Genomic DNA, 18,292 nt, shown 5'->3' with positions numbered 1-18,292 from the left:
CGATTGCAGCCCTACTTGCGAACATCATACGACCTCGCTCACTTGCTGGTGGGGCTGATTGTATTCTGTCTCGCGTCGATTCCAACGCGCACTCCACAGGTTGCGAGAGGTATCCGCAGCTTGCTGGACTTGTCGGCCAACATTGCAACAAAACGTGCTAGCTGGGCCTTGCGAGCTATTGCCAATCTGACTCTCCCGGCAGACAGCCAAGCATACCGCCACGTAAACTGCTAAAACATACGCCGGCTGTGAACGGTAGTGCCGCTTCTGAAGGGCCTCGGTCGTTTGCGGATCCTGTCAGTCCGCCAGTACCCCGGGATTGAGGATCCGGGCCGGGTCGAGGGCGCTCTTGGCGGCATCGAATGCCCGGCCGAACAGCTCCGGGCGCTGTTGGCGGTACCAGGGCATGTGATCACGGCCGACCGCGTGATGGTGGGTGATGGTTCCCCCTGCCGCGATCAGGGCATCGGACGCGCGGGTCTTGATGTGTCGCCATTGCTCGAGAAGGCGGCCCGGCGTGCCGCGTGCGTTGAACGTGTAATAGGGCGCAGGTCCGTCGGGATAGACATGGGTAAAGCGGGTCGAGACAGTCCCCTCAGCACCGGTCGCCTCCTTGATCGCTTCGGCCGTCGCCGTGCTCACGGCGGTATGAAACGCCTCGAATTTGTCCCAGGTCACGGAAGTCTCGAACGTGTCGTTGATCAGCCCGAGCGGAACCGTCACCTCGCGCGCATAGGGCATGCGGATGAAGACCGTTCGCCAGGCCTTCGCGGCGCGGTCGTCGGCGTGAAGCCGGCCGCCATTGTCCTCGATCAGCTCGATCGCCCGCTTCGCCCAAACATCGACCGGGTGGTCCGCCGACTCGAATGCGAGGATCAGGATCGTTTCCTCAAAGTCATTCACGCCATAGATGCCGGCCTCCTGATTGTCGATGAGGCGGAGATTGGACGGGTAAAGGCCTGATTGTCCCACCGCGCGCACGGCTTTGGACGCCGCGAAGAGATCGGGAAAACCAAAAACCGCGCCGCCGCGAAAACGAGGGGTGTCCTGCAGCCGCATCCAGGCTTCCACGATCACACCGAGAGAGCCTTCCGAGCCGATGATCAGACGGTCGGGGCTGGGGCCGGCGCCCGAACCCGGCAGGCGGCGCGTTTCCAGGATGCCCGCCGGCGTGACCGTGCGCGTGCTTTCGACGAAATCATCGATATGGGTGTAGAGCGTGGCGAAGTGCCCGCCGGAGCGCGTCGCGATCCAACCGCCGAGGGTGGAGAACTCGAAGCTTTGCGGATAGTGACGGATCGAAAGTCCATGGGGCTTTAGCGCCGCCTCGATGGCGGGGCCGCGCGTGCCGGCCTGGATGCGCGCCGCGCGGCTCGTCCGGTCGATCTCAACGACGCGATCGAAACGACGCAGATCGAGACTGACGGCGCCGGCATAATAATCGCCGACGACCGGCTCGACACCGCCGACGACCGAGGAGCCGCAGCCAAAGGGGATGACGGCGACATTCGCTCCCCCCGCCCATTCCATCACGGCGCTCGCATCGGCCTCGTTCGCCGGCAAAGCGACGAGATCCGGTGCATTGGCGAAGTCGCACCCGAAGGCACGAAGCGTCTCGGGGTATGACTTGCCATAGGTGTGAAGGCACCGCTCATAGGGATCGGCCGTGAACAGGTGGGCCATCGCGCCGGGCGCCGTCACACGCGACGGGCGCAAGCTGATATCCGTCAGTCGCGGGGGTGAGACGAGGCGCGGGTCGATGCCCAGGCGATCAGCGAGGAACCGGAACAGCCTTTCCCGCTCCGCTTCGTCGAGTCCTGAGCCCTCGGTCCCCCAGCCATAGAACTTCAAGCGGTCGCCCATGGAACGGTCTCCCACGGGTTCACGGCAAAGCCGTCATCGACCAGCCGAGCTTCTCGAGCTCAGTTTTGCTGAGCGGCGTCGCCGTGCCGCTGATGGCGAGGACAAGCGCCGCATTCGGGTCGTTCTCGCGGATGGCGGATGTCACAACCGTGAAGACCTTGCTCACGCGTTCGTTCCAGGTGAGAGAGTCGACCGGGCCTAAGAACATGATGCTCCCATCCTTCTGGCGGGTGAGAGGAATGCCCTCGATATTCACGATACGCACGATCGCTCCGGTCCGCTGCTGATAGGCCGCCAGCATTTCGGTCCGGGTTCGCAGAAAGATGGCAAGGTCACGGCTATTGGCCTCGGCAAGTCTCTCGACATAAGACCCGAGGTCCTTGACACCCTGAAGCCGGCGGAGTGCCCCCACAATGACGGTCTGGTCGGCCGGCGTATAAAAACTGTTGGACAGGAATTTCGCGGCATTGGCGCGAGGCACGCCGAGCTTGCCCAGTCTTGCCCGATTGATGTCAACCAACTGCGCCGGCGTTTTGTCGCGCACCAGGCTGCCGAGCCCCTGGGCGCTGGACGTCGCCGATATGGCCGTTCCCACGGTCCCCGGGATGAAGACGAAGCCGATCTTCATCGCAAGGCCGCCAAAGGCCGTGGCTTTGGCGAAGTCATCAAGCTGCTGCGCCAGCGGCGCGAAATCGGTGTAAGGGTCGACGCCCAGATCCGATGCGATCTGCCGCTTGGCGACGGAGACGCCAAGGGCTGCGTTGACGGTGCTGCCGGCGCTGCTTTTGCCGACATTCGCCAGCCCCGATCCCACCCGGTCGAAGAGCTCGCCAATGCCGGAGATCGTCCGCTTGATGGTGGCCTTCGGCTTGTTGATGAGGTCGCCGGCGAACTCGACCGGCGCCGCCCCTGCCTTCAACAAGGCGTCGCCAAAAGCCTCCGACTGGCTCTGCTTCTCGAGAGCGGCCAGCGCGGCAAGCTCCTTGCGCCGCTGCAGCAGCATGGCATCGCCATAGATCGTGTATGTGCCGTAATTTGTCTCGAGCGTGTAGATGCGTAAGAGACCATCGGTCGTGACCGGATCCTGCACATGGTAGTTCGCACCGCTTGCGGCCTCCCCCAAGACCTCTTTGGCGGAGATCGCGGCTCCCTCTTCAAGCTCGGCGGCTGAAAGAAGCCGGACGGGCAACAGTATCGCGGCAAGGATGAGACCTATCCGGACGTTGCGCAGGGGTGCTCTGTTCATTGCCATCGACATGTCAAATAACCTCGCCACGCCCCCGGAATATGCCGTCACGCTACGCAATTGCGGGGCGCGTGTCATCAACGCCGTTCCGGCTTTCTGCGTAAGAAGTATCCGATTGGGGTTCGCAGCCTCTTGGCTCTTGGCGCCAAGGTGGGAATTTTCCCTGCCCCCTCGCCTCTTCATGGGATAAAACAAACCGGCGGTTTCGAGCTGACGGAAGGACCAGATTCATGGGATCAGGCAGCATCGTCTTCATCGCCCTCTCCTTCCTCTTGGCCGTGCTTGCAAGGCCGGTTGCCGCCGACGAAACCACTGTCGATCTTGAACTGGTGATCGCGGTCGACGTCTCCTTCTCCATGGACCAGAGGGAGCAGCTCATTCAGCGCAACGGCTATGTCGATGCCCTTCAGGATCCGCTGGTCATGGCAGCCATACTGGGCGGCCCGCTCGGCCGCATCGCGGTGACCTATGTCGAATGGGGCGGCACCGCGGTCCAGACCGTGCCCTGGACCGTGATCGACAGCCCCGGGAGCGCGACACGATTTGCATGGACATTGAGCCAGCAGCCGATGTGGCGGATATCCTTCACATCCATTTCCGATACGATCGCTTTTGCGCGGCATCTGATCGGCGTCAACGCCTTTCATGCGAAGAGACGCGTCATCGACATGTCGGGAGACGGACCCAACAATTACGGGGCGCCTGCTCCGATCGCGCGCGATGCGGCTCTTCGCGAGGGCATCACGATCGACGGGCTTCCGATCATGCTGGATAGACCCAGCAGCGCACCGACCATTCCGGACATCGATGCCTATTACCAGCATTGTGTGATCGGCGGCAGCGGCTCGTTTCTGATGCGCGTGCGCACCCTCGACGATTTCGACGAGGCCATTCGCAACAAGCTGGTGACTGAAATTACCGGCCCCCGTCTGACCGAGCTGCCGCGCAATCGGCTGCGCCGCGTGCAGTACAGCAAGGAACCTCGTTACAACTGTCTTATCGGCGAGGAGCTTCAGGAACACCCAAGGCGAAGCGACTGAACCGGGCGCGGGGCACCTATTTGGAGCTCTCTGGATTTTCGATCACCTTCGCTGTGCCAATACGCCGTCGAAGGAAGATGAGGGCGAGCGCCAGGAGGGCTATGAGGTAACCACCGAGCAGGAACGGAGCGGAAATGCCCCCCATGTTGGCCAATATGGCTCCGAGCGGCGGTCCTACCAGGGTTGCAATAGCGATCGCCGCCTCGCCAACAGCAGTGACCCGACCTAGCAGATTTGGCGGCGTCTCGCGCTGCAATATGGTTCGATAAGGCACAAACAAGCCGGCGCTTGCGATCCCTATGGCAAACAAAGCGGCAAGAAACACAAGCGGGGACATTGTGATGCTGCCGCCGCCGACATGACCGATGAGGGCGACCAGAAGACCTCCCACGATCCCGCCCGCTGCCATCAAAAGCAGAGGGTCGCGTTGCTCGCCAAACTGTCCAAGCAGCAGCGCTCCAAACACTCCGCCCGCGCCCAGGACAGCTATTGCTGCGCCGAACATTGAGCTCGAATAACCAATCTCTTTGACCAAAAGGGCGATGAGACCGTCGTATAGGAACGTAACCATGAAGCCGATCGCCATCGCGACGATGGCGGTCGCCAGGAGCGGACGGTTGCGGATATGTCTGAGCCCCTCCATGAACTCCGCGAGGACCCCCCGGCGAGGTGAATCAACTGTCGGAGGCCGCAGTCCACGCGGAAGACCGAAGAGGACGAGTGCGGCGATCACCGACAGGCCGGCATTGACGAGAAAGACCTGCTTCGGCTCCAGAATAGCAACCAGCACGCCACCCAAAGCTGGCCCAGCCACCTTGGTCACCTGATTGATAGTATGACTGAGACCGTTAGCCGCCATTAGTCGATCGGCCGGCGCAAGTAGTGGAATTGTCGCTTGTTTTGCTGGCGTGAACAGGGCATCCACGGTCGATTTGAGCGCGACGAGCACCAATAGGATTGGCAGATCCGGCGCTACGACGAACGCTGCGGTGGCGACGGCTCGGAGGCCGCAGCTGGCGATCAGCAACAGGCGCAGATCGCTGCGGTCGATCAGGACACCGATGAGAGGCCCGAACATAACATAAGGCAGCGCAATCGCCAGTGTCAGACCGGCAAGCGCTGTTGGACCGAGTTGCCAGTGAAAAGCCAGGAGCGTTCCGAGGGCCACGAGGTCGAGCCAGTCGGCCAGATCGGCGGGCACCTGGGCGGCGAGAAGACGGCGCAACCGGGGGGACCGACAGGGGCGTGAGCGCTCCGGGTAAGGTCGGGAACCGGGCTGTCATCTGTCGAAGTTGCTTTCTCGCTACGCGGGTTCACCCACTTTGGGCGACCGAGGGCACATTTGTCCAGCGCCAACGCGACAGCACTTCGATCCGGTTGATCGGATGGCCGTCGGTGTTGCGCGCCAGCACATCGGCGAGCCCGGCTTCCGGATCGACGACTTCATCGTCGGCGAGAAGCTTCAGGAACATCCAAGGCGAAGCGACTGAACCGGGCGAAGGCACCGTATGTGGGCGAACTATTCGGGATAAGTCTCGATGCCCTCCGGCGGCCCCTTCTTGAAAAGGATAAACACCAATGGGTTGCCGGGCCGGGACATTGCATCGCTGCGCTGGCCCGTTATCTCTCCAGCGACGCCGCTTGTATATTCCGCAACCACCTCACCGAAGCTGTCGCGTTGGATGGCGACCTTCTGTCCGGCTTCGACCTTGTCGTTGAGCTTGACAAGATGCTCGACGACCCCGCCCGCGGTGGCGATGATCGGGAACGAACTGTCGCCGACAAAGACAGTCACGTCCTTGCCTGTACGCCCCATCGGCCCGCCAACTATGCCATGATGCTTGAGGACGTTCATCGTGCCCTCGACGAAAAGGGAGATCATCTCGAGGTCCAGGACGCGCGCGGCGCCGATCTCCGGCGTAAAGGACGGGATGCCCGCGTCGATAAATGCATTATGAAGGACGCCTGGATATACATGATTGTCGAAAATCTGGCCGACCGGGTAGAGCTCCACCATCGCCTTGATCTCGGGCACATCCATGCCGGGGATATTGAAAGCGGTGACGTCGAATCCGGTTGTCCCGGTGTGGAAGTCGATCGCGAAGTCGGCGTTCGGCCGCAGCAGCCGGTTGAACAGAAGCCCGGCGTGCCGGCTGGCCGCGGTGACGCCGTTCTCGTTTCCAGGCCACTCCCGGTTCATATCGATCAGATCCACGCCTCTGCCCGTATCGGGCCATCGGCGCTGCATGCTCTCCAGGGCCGGACGGGACACGTCCGTGACCGCCATCACCGTGCCCGACATCTGCGCCGGATCGAGCTGGTTCATCACGGTGTGGACGGTGTGCACGGAACTCATCTCGTCGCCATGCACGCCACTCACGAGGATCGCGCGCTTGCCGGGCTTCGCGCCCCTCGCGACCGTCACGGATACATACCAGTGCTGCCCGGTGGGCATCTCGACACCTTGAAAATACAAAAGGTGCTTCTTGCCGGGCTCGAGATCGTTGACATCGAGCCCGCTGACGACCTTTTTCCCCCGGATCATATCGCCGGTATAGGCCGTTCCCGTTGCCGGACCGGCAGAAGGCGTCGTTGCGTCCTGGGCATTCGCGGCACCCGCGTTGACGGCGAGGGCCGCCGACGCGCCGACCGTGGCAAGAGATGCGATGATGAAATCGCGGCGATCGAGGCCTTCCTTGAGACTATCCGGCATGATGGAGGTCCTTTGCGATATGACAAGTCAGGTCAGAACAAGGGCACGTGCATCCGGCGCCGTCAGGCTATCGCGCGCCGTCGTCTGGCCGGACGGCCCGGAGCCATGGCAATATGCTTGAAGCCTTGAGCCATGACCAGATAGGCGACGCTGATGAGGGCGATCGCGGCGAGAACCACGGGTGGCAGCGGCACGAAGCCAAAAACCCGCCCGATCGGCGTGAGCGCCAGCAGCAGTGCAACCGCAAGCGCGCCAAGAGAACTTGCAACGAGTATGGGATGGGGCCGGCTCATCCACGGCGACTTCGTCGACCTGATGATGAAGATCACGAGGATCTGCGTGACGATCGACTCCACGAACCACGCGGTTCGGAACACATCGACCCCCACCCCAAATCCCGCATAAAGAAGGACGAAGGTGGCGATGTCGAAAAGCGAGGACAATGGTCCCATGACCAGCATGAAGCGCAGCACGCTCCCCATGTCCCAGGCCATCGGCCGGGCGATATCCTCCTTGTCGGCTTCGTCAAAGGGGATGCCGATCTCGGAAACATCGTAAAGAAGATTGTTGAGCAGGACCTGCACCGGCGTCAACGGAAGAAACGGCAGGACCAGCGACGCCAGGGCCATCGAGAGCATATTGCCGAAATTCGAGCTCGTTCCCATCCGCACATATTTCATGATGTTGGCATAGGTGCGCCGGCCTTCCGCGATCCCATCCGCCAGCACGCCCAGATCGGGGGCCAGCATGATGATATCGGCCGCCTGGCGCGCGACATCGGTTCCGCCATCGACCGAAATCCCCACATCGGCCATATGAATGGCCGGCGCATCGTTGATCCCGTCGCCGATGAAGCCGACCGTGTGGCCGCGGCTGCGCAAGGCGCGCACAATGCGGCTTTTCTGCTCGGGGGCGATGCGCGCGAAGAGGTCGACCTCTTCCACGCGCGCCGCGAGCGCCGTTTGGGAGAGCTTCGCAATCTCGTCTCCGGTGACGACGCCGCTTGCCGGCAGCGAAAGAATCTCGACCAGATGCAGCACCACCGGCGCCGCATCGCCCGAAATCACTTTCAGGCGCACTCCCGCCTGACCCAATCGGTCCACAGCGGCGGTCACCGATGGCTTGGGCGGATCGATAAACGCGGTGCAGCCGACAAAGGTCAGATCCTTCTCATCGGTGGGCGCGATCCTCGTGCAATCGGCAGCCATCGGGCGCCGCGCGACGCCGAGGAGGCGCAGCCCCTGCCGCCCCTTGGCATCGAGCAAAGCGCCGATCCGCGTCCGCATCGCGGGATCGAGCGGGACGACACTTCCATCGGCAAGCTCCACATGCGTGCACAGCGCGACGAGCGCCTCCGGCGCGCCCTTCGTCAGCATCTCGCATACGCCGCCGGCCTCCACCAGCACCGATGAACGCCGGCGTTCGAAATCGAACGGGACATCATCGAGGCGCCGGCATGCCGTATCGTCCGCCTGCCCAACCGCCAGCAAGGCCTCATCGAGGTTGCTCCGCATGCCGCTGGCAAAACGGGCGTTGAGACAGGCAAGCCGGGTCACAGCCGCGCTGTCGGCGCCATCGACGCCGAAGCTCCCGGTGTGAACGATCTTCGCTTCCGTCAGCGTGCCCGTCTTGTCCGTGCACAGAATATCGATGGCGCCGAGATCATGGATCGCCGAAAGCCGCTTGACGACCACCTGGCGCCCGGCCATGCGCACCGCCCCGCGCGACAGGGTGACCGTCATGATCATCGGCAGCAGTTCCGGCGTGAGCCCCACGGCAAGCGCCACCGCGAACAGGAAACTCTGCAGCGACAGGCCATGGCGGATGAGCTGCGTGAGGAGCACAAAAAGCACAAGAAAGCCGGTCAGCCGCAGGATCAGCATGCCGAGCGCGTGCACGCCGCGCTCGAATGCGGTCGGCGCGGCCTTCTCCTGCATCAGGGCCGCGATCTCGCCGAAACGCGTCGCGCTGCCGGTGGCGACGACAAGCATCGTCGCCTCCCCTCCGACGATGCTTGTACCGCCAAACAAGGCGTTGAAGGCGTCGGCCGGCGCCGGACTTTCAGCCGGACCGGGCCGCTTCTCGGCCGGGTACGGCTCCCCCGTCAGGATCGCTTCGTTGGCAAGCGCGCCACGGCTGGCCAGTACTACTCCATCGGCCGGCACGAGGTCGCCGCCGCGCAGCTCGACCACGTCACCCGGCACGATATCCCGCACCGGATGCTCGACGACATGTCCGTCACGGCGGATCGCTGCCGACACCGCCACCGAACGCCGCAGCGCATCGACGGCTGTCTCCGCTTTCTGCTCCTGAAAGATATCGAGAACGATGGAGAAAGCCACGATCAGCAGAATGATGACGAAGCTCAGCCAGTCGCCGGTCATGCCGGAAATCGCCGCGGCGATAAGGAGAATGGCAACAAGCGGCTCGGCAATCCGCTTCAAGAGCTTGGCGATGAGGCTGCGCCGCACGCTGACCACGGCGAGGTTGGGTCCGTAGCGGATAAGGCGCGCGCCGGCCTCGTCCTCGCTCAGTCCGTCGGACTTGGCGTCCAGGGCGCGAAAGAGTTCGTCGTTGTTCCTGGTCCAGAACGGGTCATTCCTGCCGCCGTGACCCATGACGCCGCTCATGGAACCCTGACCATTCGATAGGCTGATGGCGTTGCTCCGCATCCGGCTCCGCCTGAATGCGGCGACGACGGCCATACACGACAGGCCGGCCGGCCGCAAAAATCGGGAAAACGAGCGCAAGTCCCGAGACAAGGATAACGCGCATTTTTCTCCTGGATCAAGCGGCGGACGACCAGTGTTAATCTGCGGCGCTCCAGTCGTCCTTTACGTCAATTCACGCGTAAGCTTGAGGCGGTCTATCGCAAGAATCGCGCTATCATAATGCGACCCGATGTTCTGCATGAGGAGATGCCCATGAGATCCGCCCTTCTGGTCACGACGACGGTGGTCGGCCTGATGCTGCAAGCAAGCGCGTTTGCCCGCGCCGACAGCCCGACGGTCGCGGAGGCGGAGAAGTTTCTGAAAGATGCGGAAACGCAGCTTGCCGCCGAGTCGGTCCGGGTCAACCGGATCCAGTGGGTGAACAGCACGTATCTCACCGAAGATACCGATGCGCTGGCGGCGGAAGCGGGTGCCCGCCAGACCGAGCTGTCGGTGCGCCTCGCCCTCGAGGCGGCCAAGTTCGACAAGGTGCCGGGCCTGTCGGACGAGATCAAACGCAAGCTCACCATCCTCACGGGCGGCATCGTGCTGCCGGCGCCCACCACACTCGGTGCCGCCGCCGAACTGAGCAACATCTCCACCAAATTGCAATCCGACTATGGCAAGGGCGAAGGCACGCTTCTGGGCAAGCCGATCAATGGATCCGACATCGAGGAGCAGATGTCGGTCAATCGCAACCCTGAGCAGTTGAAGGAGATGTGGACGAGCTGGCACGACAATGTCGGCGCCCCGATGCGGGCCGATTATCGCAGGCTCGTCGAAATCGCCAATGCCGGCGCCAAGGAACTGGGCTATCCGGATGTCGGAGCGATGTGGCGGTCGCAATATGACATGCCGGCCGAGGATGTCGCCAAGCTGACCGACAAGATCTGGGCCGACGTGAAGCCGCTCTATGACGACCTGCACTGCTATGTGCGCGGCAAGCTGAATGAAAAATACGGCGACGCCGTGCAGGCCAAGACGGGCCCGATCCGCGCCGACCTGCTCGGCAATATGTGGGCGCAGGAATGGGGCGGCATCTATGACATCGTCGCCCCTGCCGGCGCCGGCGACATCGGCTTCGACACCACCGAGCTTTTGAAAGCGGCCGGCTACGACGAGAAGAAGATGGTCGAGACCGGCGAGGGTTTCTTCACCTCACTCGGCTTCGAAAAGCTGCCTGAGACCTTCTGGAAACGCTCGATGTTCCTGAAGCCGGCCGACCGCGATGTCGTGTGCCACGCCTCGGCCTGGGACATCGACAACCAGGATGATTTACGCATCAAGATGTGCATCAAGGTGAATGGGCAGGATTTCACGACCATCCATCACGAGCTCGGCCACAATTTCTATCAGCGCGCCTACAAGGCGCAGGACTTCCTGCATATGAACGGCGCCAATGACGGGTTCCACGAGGCCGTCGGCGACACCATCGCGCTGTCGATAACGCCTGAATATCTCGTTCAGATCGGCCTCTTGCCCAAGGACAAGGTGCCGAGCGCCGACAAGGACATCGGCCTCCTGCTGCGGCAGGCGATGGACAAGATCGCCTTCATGCCGTTCGGCCTCCTGGTCGACAAATGGCGCTGGGGCGTCTTCGACGGCTCGGTCAGGCCGGAGGGCTATAATGCGGCCTGGAATGAGCTCCGCCTGAACTATCAGGGGATCACGCCGCCGGTGGAGCGCAGCGAGGCACAATTCGACCCCGGAGCGAAATATCATATCCCGGCCACGACCCCCTATTTGCGCTATTTCCTGGCGAACGTCCTGCAGTTCCAGTTCTACAAGGCCGCGTGCGAGCAGAGCGGCTGGACGGGGCCGCTGCATCGCTGCTCCTTCTACGGCAACAAAGACGTGGGTAAGAAATTCAACGCCATGCTGGAAATGGGCGCGTCCAAACCCTGGCCTGATGCGCTGGAGGCGTTCACCGGCCAGCGCGAGATGTCGGGCGACGCGATCATCGCCTATTTCGCGCCTCTGCAAGCCTGGCTGAAGGAACAGAACAAAGGCAAAAGCTGCGGCTGGTAGGTCGAAGGGGCCTTGACTACGCCTGGACAAGCGTCGGCGGAGGAAACCGGCCATGGGCCTCGGCAAGTATGATACTCGAAAACCCGTGGGGAGTACATTCCGGGACTGATACGGTTCTGACCGTGAGCGCGGAATCCGGAAAATAGTCGCGGAGCAACTTTTCCATGTCGGCGGCTTCGAGAAAGGGACTGGGAAACGCCTTACCGCCGACGAAGTAGCCGCGTGTCCGGCCCAGAGCGGCGACAAGGAGCGTTCCGCCGGGCCGCACCAGACCGACGACCCGGCGCATGCAGGCTTGCCAGTCATCCAAGCTGTCGGTCGCCGAGTCGACGCAATAGGCGGTCAACACCGTCGCATAACATTGTTGCGCGCCGGCCAGCGGCCGATCGTTGCGCATGTCGACACGCAGAAGCGTGGTAGACTTGGCGCGCGTCAGCTGCTCGCGCTCGAGTACAGCCGTGCCGGACGGATTATCGCCTCCCTCGCATCGCAGTGTATAGCGAACGAAAGGCTGCCAGTCGTGAGCCTCCTCCTCACCTTCGATCCAGCGGGTGATCTCATCGAGATTGCATTGAAGATAATCGCCAAGGTGGATCTCGGAGGCCCGTGAGGCCAGGGCGAAGACATGATGAAGCGTCGGACCGACGCCGAAAACCAGCGCCGGCTCATCGGCGGGCATGCGCCGCGCGGCTTCGGCGAAAAATGCAATCGTGTTTCTCTCGTCCGCATCCACGGTGCTGTAGTAGTCCGTGAGATATTGCGCGGGCTCCCATTCCTCCTCGAACGACGCGTATGGCGTCTTCCCGGCTATTCCGATGAGAAAGCGGGTCGAACGGCCGAGTGCGAACTCGTAGGCCGCGGCGCCGGCATTGGCACCCGCGAGGAAAACGAGCGCCTCTTCGCCGGAGATGACATCACTGGCAAAGGCCAGCCCGAAAGCGCCAAGATAGTAAGGCGATTCCTTTGCCAGCTCGAAGACCACATAGCCTGCGGCACTCAAGGTTCGACGAATGCCGCCGCGCCGGGTCCAATGTCCGGCGACATCATAGGCCAGCTTGGACAGGAGGCTGGTGCTCGTCCCCGTGCTCTCCAAAAGCCGCCAGTTGGCGGCAAGACTGGTCGACAATCCGCCAGCCCACAGGAGATATGAAAGCGCCAGGATGATAACGGCGTCGCGAAAATCAAGGCCGGACAGCAATCCGGACGCCACCAGCAGAACGCCCGCGGCGGTGCAGATGGTATCGAGCGCATAGGTCGAGATCGCGTTGGCGATGATCGTCGCCGCCCATTTTTCCATCTGCCTGGCCGGGCGGATAGTCGCGAAAACACTTTTGACAGGCATGTGGATACAGCCTTTTTCTGGTCACGCGCTGAGCGTCTCATCGCCCAGGTGGCGCAGGATGGCGTCGGCGGAAAGCGCCGGGCCGTTGCGCGCGGCATAGGCCGCCTGAATGGCACAGGCGGCGGTTCTGTAGCTTTGCTGCGCGGTCATCTCTCGCACCAGCGCCGGCAGCCTGCCATGCCCGACATCGCACTCAGGAAAAAGCCTTGCCGCTCCTTTAAGCTGCAGCAGAGACACATTGGCATACTGCTCGGGCTGCAGCGGGATGCCGATAACCGGCGTGCCAGCGGCCATCGCCCCTTGCACGCTGCCCTGGCCACCCGCCGAGACCGCGAGGTCCACTCTCGGCATGATCTTGTGGCTGGGCAGGATGCCGCCGACCGTCACCTTCGGACCGGCCAGGTCAGAGACATCATGCACAGTCCCGGCGACGATCACCTCCACACCGGTGCTGGCCACCTCCGCCACGACATCGCGCACGAGCTGGGCGGATGCGGAGGTGATCGCGACATAGACGATCGGCCCCTGGCGTTGGAGCGCCTCCTCCACCGCGGGCGGGACGGGAAGGTCGAGTTCGGCAAAGATCGGACCGGTATATTCGAAGCGTGTCGTCGGCCAATAGGCCTCTCCCGACGGCCGCCAGGCGCGCATCTCCGCCGCGCTGACGCCATAGACTTCCGGCGCCTCGGTCACCAGCGAGAGGTCGCCCAGAAGCAGTGCCGGAAAGCTCGGGATGCGCGGAATGCCGAGCTCGGCGCAAAGGACGTCGAACTCCTTGAGGAAGATCCGGGGCGTCTGCGTGGTCTTGTTGGCAGGCTGCACCGGCCGCGACGGCTCAGGCAGCATGCCGCGTTCGAACAGCGGCGGGATGTAGGAGCCCGCATGCTGCGTGATGAGCGGGATGCCCGCCATTCGCGTGGACAGAAGCGTCGTCAGCGTGAAGCCGGTGACAACCGCCTGCACGCGCTCCCGGTGAAAATACTCGGCCTCGGCGAACACATGGGCCCGCATCTCGTCGTGACTGTACATGCTCTGGCCGGGATCGCCGATGCCGACCACGTCCAGGACAAAGCGGCGGCTGCGCGCGGTATCCATGCGTGCCCGACAATATCGTAGTCGATGCCCTCGCTGCCGAGCAGCGCTTCGTAGACGCCCCCATGTGTCGCAATCCGGGTCTTTGCGCCCCTTTCCCCGAGTGCGCTACATATCTGGATCATGCGCGACGTCTCAGAGAGGAAGGCACAGTTCGGCATCAGGCAGATCATGGAACCGCTCCTTGCACAGCGAGCAGATAGGTAATATATTACATAAATGAGCGATCCAATCAAGCCCTTTGCCGATCTGACCGACGAAGAACGCCAAGTCGCCGGCCCGGCACAGGATGCGGTGCGCTGTTTCCGGCTGATTTCCTATACAGGCCAGCGCCTGCGCTATCTTCTCGACCGGCGCCTGCGGGACGAAAGCCTGACCAGCCAGCAGGGCTTCCTGCTGACCGTCGTGCGGATGCATGGCCGGCCGACCTTGGGCGAGATCGCCACCGCCATGTCCACTACCCACCAGAATGCCAAGCAGGTGGCCTCGGCGCTGGAACGAAAGGGGATGCTGAAGATCATCGCGGATAATCGCGATGCTCGCGTGAGACGGCTGGAGGCCACGGAGCTCGGCAAGCGGGGCTGGGAAGACCGCAACGCCGAAGACTACGCCGCGATCGCAGGCTGGTTCGCAAACCTGTCGAGTGACGAACAGCAAGTGCTCGTGCACCTGCTGTCACGACTTGCCCGAACTGTCCGGGAAGCGTCATGAAAGACATCGCAGAGTGACCAGAAATTTAAGGGACAAGGTTCGACCGGCGGTGTATGATTCCAGCCGCGTTTCGAGTTGAATCAGACGCGCTGTTCAGGGGCACGATGATGGCCTCGACACATAAAAAGCCGCTCGTCTCCATAGCTGACGCCGCCGATTATCCGGAGATCCGAAAGATCAGCCTGGACGATCTCAAGGATGCGTTGGCCAAGGGTATCGACGACTTCAAAGCTAAACCCAGCCACTTGGTCATCCTGGCCCTGATCTATCCTCTTGCCATGCTGGTCGCGGCCAATGTCGCGGCCGGATACATACCGCTGCCGCTCGTCTTTCCCCTGCTCTCCGGTTTCGCGCTCGTCGGCCCACTGGCCGCGGTCGGTCTCTACGAGCTGAGCCGGCGGCGCGAGCTGGGCCTCGACATCTCCTGGGAACATGCCTTCACCGTCATGCGCAGGCCCTCGACCAATATTCTGATACTGAGCGTCATCCTCGGTGTGATCTACTTCGCTTGGCTCTTCACCGCGCTGGCCATCTACCGCGAGATCTACGGCGAAGCAGTGCCCATGTCGCTCACCGATTTCGTCCGGGAGGCCATCACCACGCGTCCTGGCTGGACGCTCATCATCGTGGGCTGCGGCGTAGGCTTCCTCTTCGCGCTTGCGGTTCTGGCCATCAGCGCCGTATCCTTTCCGATGCTGCTCGACCGGCATTGCAGCACGGCGACGGCCATCCAGACGTCGGTTCACGCGTTCCTGGCCAATCCCGTGACGCTCATGTTGTGGGGCTTGATCGTCGCCAGCCTGCTTGTGCTCGGCGCCTTGCCGCTTTTCGCCGGCCTTGCCATCGTGATGCCGGTGCTCGGGCATGCGACCTGGCATCTGTACCGAAAGGTTGTCAGACACTGACGCGGCTGAGATTCGAATCCGTCGCATCCACTCGCGGGCTGTGCGTCAGTTGCCATCGACTTCGACGATCGCGTCGGCGAAAGCCTGTGGCGCTTCCTGCGGCAGATTGTGCCCGATGCCGCCGGTGATCAAGCGATGCGCATATTTGCCGGAGAACATCCCGGCATAGGCGCTGGGCTCGGGATGCGGCGCGCCATTGGCATCGCCTTCGAGCGTGATCGTGGGCACGCCGATGACCGGTGCCTCAGCCAGGCGCTTCTCTAAAACGTCATATTGCGGTTCGCCTTCGGCGAGGTCGAGCCGCCAGCGGTAATTGTGTATGACAATCGCGACGTGATCGGGATTGGCGAAGGCGGCGGCGCTCTTGGCGAAGGTGGCGTCGTCGAAGGTCCATTTCGGCGATGCCAGCTGCCAGATGAGCCTGGCGAAATCATTGGTGTATTGTTCATAGCCGGCGCGGCCACGCTCGGTGGCGAAGTAATATTGATACCACCATTGCAGCTCCGCCTTGGGCGGCAGCGGTTTCATGCCGAGCTGCTGATTGCCGATAAGATAGCCGCTGACCGAGACCATGGCTTTGCAGCGCTCCGGCCAGAGCGCGGCCAGGATATTGGCGGTCCGCGCACCCCAGTCACATCCGCCGATGATGGCTCTGTCGATTTTCAGGGCATCCATCAGGATGACGATGTCGACCGCTATGGCTGATTGCTGGCCGTTGCGCATGGTCGCATCCGACAGGAAGCGCGTCGTCCCATAGCCCCGCAGATAAGGCACAATCACACGATAGCCTTTCGCTGCGAGCAGAGGCGCCACATCGACATAGGTGTGGATGTCGTAAGGCCAGCCATGCAGCAGGATGACAGGCGGGCCGTCGGCAGGGCCTTCCTCGGCATAGCCGATATTGAGCACGCCGGCATTGATCTGCTTGATCGCGCCGAAAGAGTTTGCCGCCGCCTTGGCGGGCTTACTTGTGCCGAGCTCGGCCGCCGCGAAGGTGATGGCCGCGGCGCCGACAAGGAAGCGGCGGCGATGATCGATGGTTTCGCGAATCCTCTTCATGACAATTCTCCGCTATGGTTTTTCCTTTCGGATGCCCGCCTTCCAAGGGTCAACCCGACTGGCGCAAGGGACGGAACGCGGCTCTGAGCTCGGACGAAAAAAGCTCCGGTTGCTCCCAGGCTGCGAAGTGACCGCCTTTGTCGACCGCATGGAAATAGATCAGGTTGCGATAGGCGCGACGCGCCCAAGTCTCAGGCGCCCTATAATTCTCCTTCGGGAAAACCGTGATAGCCACGGGAAGCGAGATCTGGTCGGTCTTCTCACCGGCCGCAAGGACCGGACTGCGGCCACCGCCATATTCCCAATAGAGCCGCCCGGCAGAGGTCCCGCATTTGGTCAGCCAGTAGAGCGTGACATCGTCAAGCACCTCGTCCGGGGATTTTTCCGGATCGCTATCGTCATATGTCCAGCGGGAGAAGCCGGGATGGTTGAGCATCCACGCGGCGAGCCCAGCCGGCGAATCCGTCAATCCATAACCGATCGTCTGCGGCCGTGTGCCCATCATCGCGGCATAGGACCTGTTGCCCATCCTGGCGGTGGCGCTCAGCGTGTCGAATGTCTCGCGTTCCTCAGGAGTGAGGTTGTCAGGCGCGGGTCCGCCAGCAGCGAGCACCGCAGCGATCTCCGGCGGCACGACCGCCGGCAAATTGATATGGATGCCGAGCAATCCTTCGGGTCCCAGCCGCGCCATAGCACTCGATACAGGCGAGCCCCAATCGCCGCCCTGGGCAACATATCGGGTGTAGCCGAGGCGCTTCATCAGTTCCGCCCAGGCGGCAGCGATACGCTCCGGTCCCCAGCCTGTGTCCCGCGGCTTGCCCGAGAAGCCGTAGCCCGGCATCGATGGCAGCACCAGATCGAACGCATCTGCGGCCTGTCCGCCATGGGCGGTGGGATCGGTCAAGGGACCTATGGTCTTGAGTAGTTCGAACACCGAGCCCGGCCAGCCATGCGTCATGATCAGCGCCAGGGCGTTCGGCTGGCGCGAGCGGATGTGGATGAAGTGGATGTCGACGCCATCGATCGTCGTCATGAATTGCGGCAATGCGTTGAGCCTCGCTTCGGCTTTCCGCCAATCATAGCCCGTGCCCCAATATTCGACGAGCGGCATGAGCTTGGAGAGTTTTATGCCTTGCGACTGGTCGCTGACCGTCTCCTCGTCAGGCCAGCGCGTCGCCAGGATCCGCCGTCGCAGCTCGTCAAGCTCTGCTTGTGGGACATTGACCGCGAAGGGACGGATGGACTCATCTCCCGTCGCGGCCTGAGCTGCTGCGGGAAGGAGGCTGGCAGCGGTTGCTGCGGCCGTGGCGGCGAGAAGGTCGCGCCGCCTGAGCAATGGCGATGGTGATGACATGAGAATCTCCTCTCTTCCCATCCTGGTTGTGCGGTAGCCGCCATTCGATTGCGCGATGGTGTCGGCAGTAACATCGGATTGGCTCAAAGAGTACCTGCCTGGCGGGCGCTGTCCGAGCCAGGTCTCGACTTGACCGAGCGAGCGGTATTCATACTCCAAATTCACGCCAGCGCGCCTGGCGTTTTCATGGAATCCCTCGGCGCTCCATCTCTTCGATTTTGCGCATCG

The 18,292-nt window shown here is 62.5% G+C and carries 13 protein-coding genes and 1 pseudogene; 4 read left to right on the top strand and 10 right to left on the bottom strand.

The window, feature by feature from the left end; translation table 11 throughout:
* Positions 1 to 297: 297 nt before the first annotated feature.
* Complete coding sequence (locus G5V57_RS17650; protein WP_165168897.1) at positions 298 to 1,863, bottom strand: FAD-binding oxidoreductase; 1,566 nt, start codon at positions 1,861 to 1,863, stop codon at positions 298 to 300.
* A gap of 19 nt (positions 1,864 to 1,882) precedes the next feature.
* On the bottom strand, positions 1,883 to 3,115 hold the full coding sequence (locus tag G5V57_RS17645; protein ID WP_165168896.1) for a hypothetical protein: 1,233 nt from the start codon (positions 3,113 to 3,115) through the stop codon (positions 1,883 to 1,885).
* 224 nt (positions 3,116 to 3,339) lie between these two features.
* Here G5V57_RS17645 and G5V57_RS17640 point away from each other — a divergent pair, with 224 nt between their 5' ends.
* A complete protein-coding gene (locus G5V57_RS17640; RefSeq protein WP_165168895.1) occupies positions 3,340 to 4,149 on the top strand; it encodes a DUF1194 domain-containing protein in 810 nt (269 codons plus the stop codon).
* A 16-nt stretch (positions 4,150 to 4,165) separates the two neighbouring features.
* On the opposite strand, the pseudogene G5V57_RS17635 reads toward G5V57_RS17640, so the two are convergent.
* The 4 genes and pseudogenes from G5V57_RS17635 to mgtA form a co-directional block, all read right to left on the bottom strand.
* Positions 4,166 to 5,380: pseudogene (locus G5V57_RS17635) on the bottom strand (MFS transporter); the annotation flags it as partial.
* Positions 5,381 to 5,462: 82 nt separating this feature from the next.
* Positions 5,463 to 5,621: a transposase domain-containing protein gene (locus G5V57_RS17630; protein ID WP_165168893.1), complete on the bottom strand. Its 159-nt coding sequence runs from the start codon at positions 5,619 to 5,621 to the stop codon at positions 5,463 to 5,465.
* 47 nt (positions 5,622 to 5,668) lie between these two features.
* Positions 5,669 to 6,862, bottom strand: a complete 1,194-nt coding sequence (locus tag G5V57_RS17625) for a succinylglutamate desuccinylase/aspartoacylase family protein (protein WP_165168892.1) — start codon at positions 6,860 to 6,862, stop codon at positions 5,669 to 5,671.
* Positions 6,863 to 6,924: 62 nt separating this feature from the next.
* Entirely contained in the window at positions 6,925 to 9,534 is a 2,610-nt protein-coding gene (gene mgtA, locus G5V57_RS17620; protein WP_246737273.1) for a magnesium-translocating P-type ATPase, read from the bottom strand.
* A gap of 252 nt (positions 9,535 to 9,786) precedes the next feature.
* Here mgtA and G5V57_RS17615 point away from each other — a divergent pair, with 252 nt between their 5' ends.
* A complete protein-coding gene (locus tag G5V57_RS17615) occupies positions 9,787 to 11,601 on the top strand; it encodes a M2 family metallopeptidase (RefSeq protein ID WP_165168891.1) in 1,815 nt (604 codons plus the stop codon).
* 16 nt (positions 11,602 to 11,617) lie between these two features.
* Here G5V57_RS17615 and gntF read toward each other — a convergent pair whose 3' ends face one another.
* Together gntF and G5V57_RS17605 are read right to left on the bottom strand one after the other, a co-directional pair.
* Complete coding sequence (gene gntF, locus G5V57_RS17610; protein WP_206530062.1) at positions 11,618 to 12,943, bottom strand: guanitoxin biosynthesis pre-guanitoxin forming N-methyltransferase GntF; 1,326 nt, start codon at positions 12,941 to 12,943, stop codon at positions 11,618 to 11,620.
* 21 nt (positions 12,944 to 12,964) lie between these two features.
* On the bottom strand, positions 12,965 to 14,038 hold the full coding sequence (locus tag G5V57_RS17605) for a glycosyltransferase (RefSeq protein ID WP_165168890.1): 1,074 nt from the start codon (positions 14,036 to 14,038) through the stop codon (positions 12,965 to 12,967).
* A gap of 216 nt (positions 14,039 to 14,254) precedes the next feature.
* Here G5V57_RS17605 and G5V57_RS17600 point away from each other — a divergent pair, with 216 nt between their 5' ends.
* Together G5V57_RS17600 and G5V57_RS17595 are read left to right on the top strand one after the other, a co-directional pair.
* Positions 14,255 to 14,746, top strand: a complete 492-nt coding sequence (locus tag G5V57_RS17600; RefSeq protein ID WP_165168889.1) for a MarR family winged helix-turn-helix transcriptional regulator — start codon at positions 14,255 to 14,257, stop codon at positions 14,744 to 14,746.
* Between the two features lie 104 nt (positions 14,747 to 14,850).
* On the top strand, positions 14,851 to 15,651 hold the full coding sequence (locus G5V57_RS17595) for a DUF2189 domain-containing protein (RefSeq protein ID WP_371744536.1): 801 nt from the start codon (positions 14,851 to 14,853) through the stop codon (positions 15,649 to 15,651).
* Positions 15,652 to 15,696: 45 nt separating this feature from the next.
* Here G5V57_RS17595 and G5V57_RS17590 read toward each other — a convergent pair whose 3' ends face one another.
* Positions 15,697 to 16,710 carry an alpha/beta hydrolase gene (locus G5V57_RS17590; protein ID WP_371744535.1) on the bottom strand — a complete coding sequence of 338 codons (1,014 nt, stop codon included), beginning with the start codon at positions 16,708 to 16,710 and terminating at the stop codon, positions 15,697 to 15,699.
* A 49-nt stretch (positions 16,711 to 16,759) separates the two neighbouring features.
* The gene (locus G5V57_RS17585) at positions 16,760 to 18,064 is read right to left on the bottom strand and encodes an epoxide hydrolase family protein (RefSeq protein WP_246737272.1); all 1,305 of its coding nucleotides are present in this window, start codon (positions 18,062 to 18,064) and stop codon (positions 16,760 to 16,762) included.
* Positions 18,065 to 18,292: the final 228 nt, after the last annotated feature.

Source organism: Nordella sp. HKS 07 (assembly GCF_011046735.1).
Classification (GTDB): Bacteria; Pseudomonadota; Alphaproteobacteria; order Rhizobiales; family Aestuariivirgaceae; genus Taklimakanibacter.
Note: the sequence above shows the minus strand (reverse complement) of the source record. Positions and strands in the feature narration are given on the sequence as shown.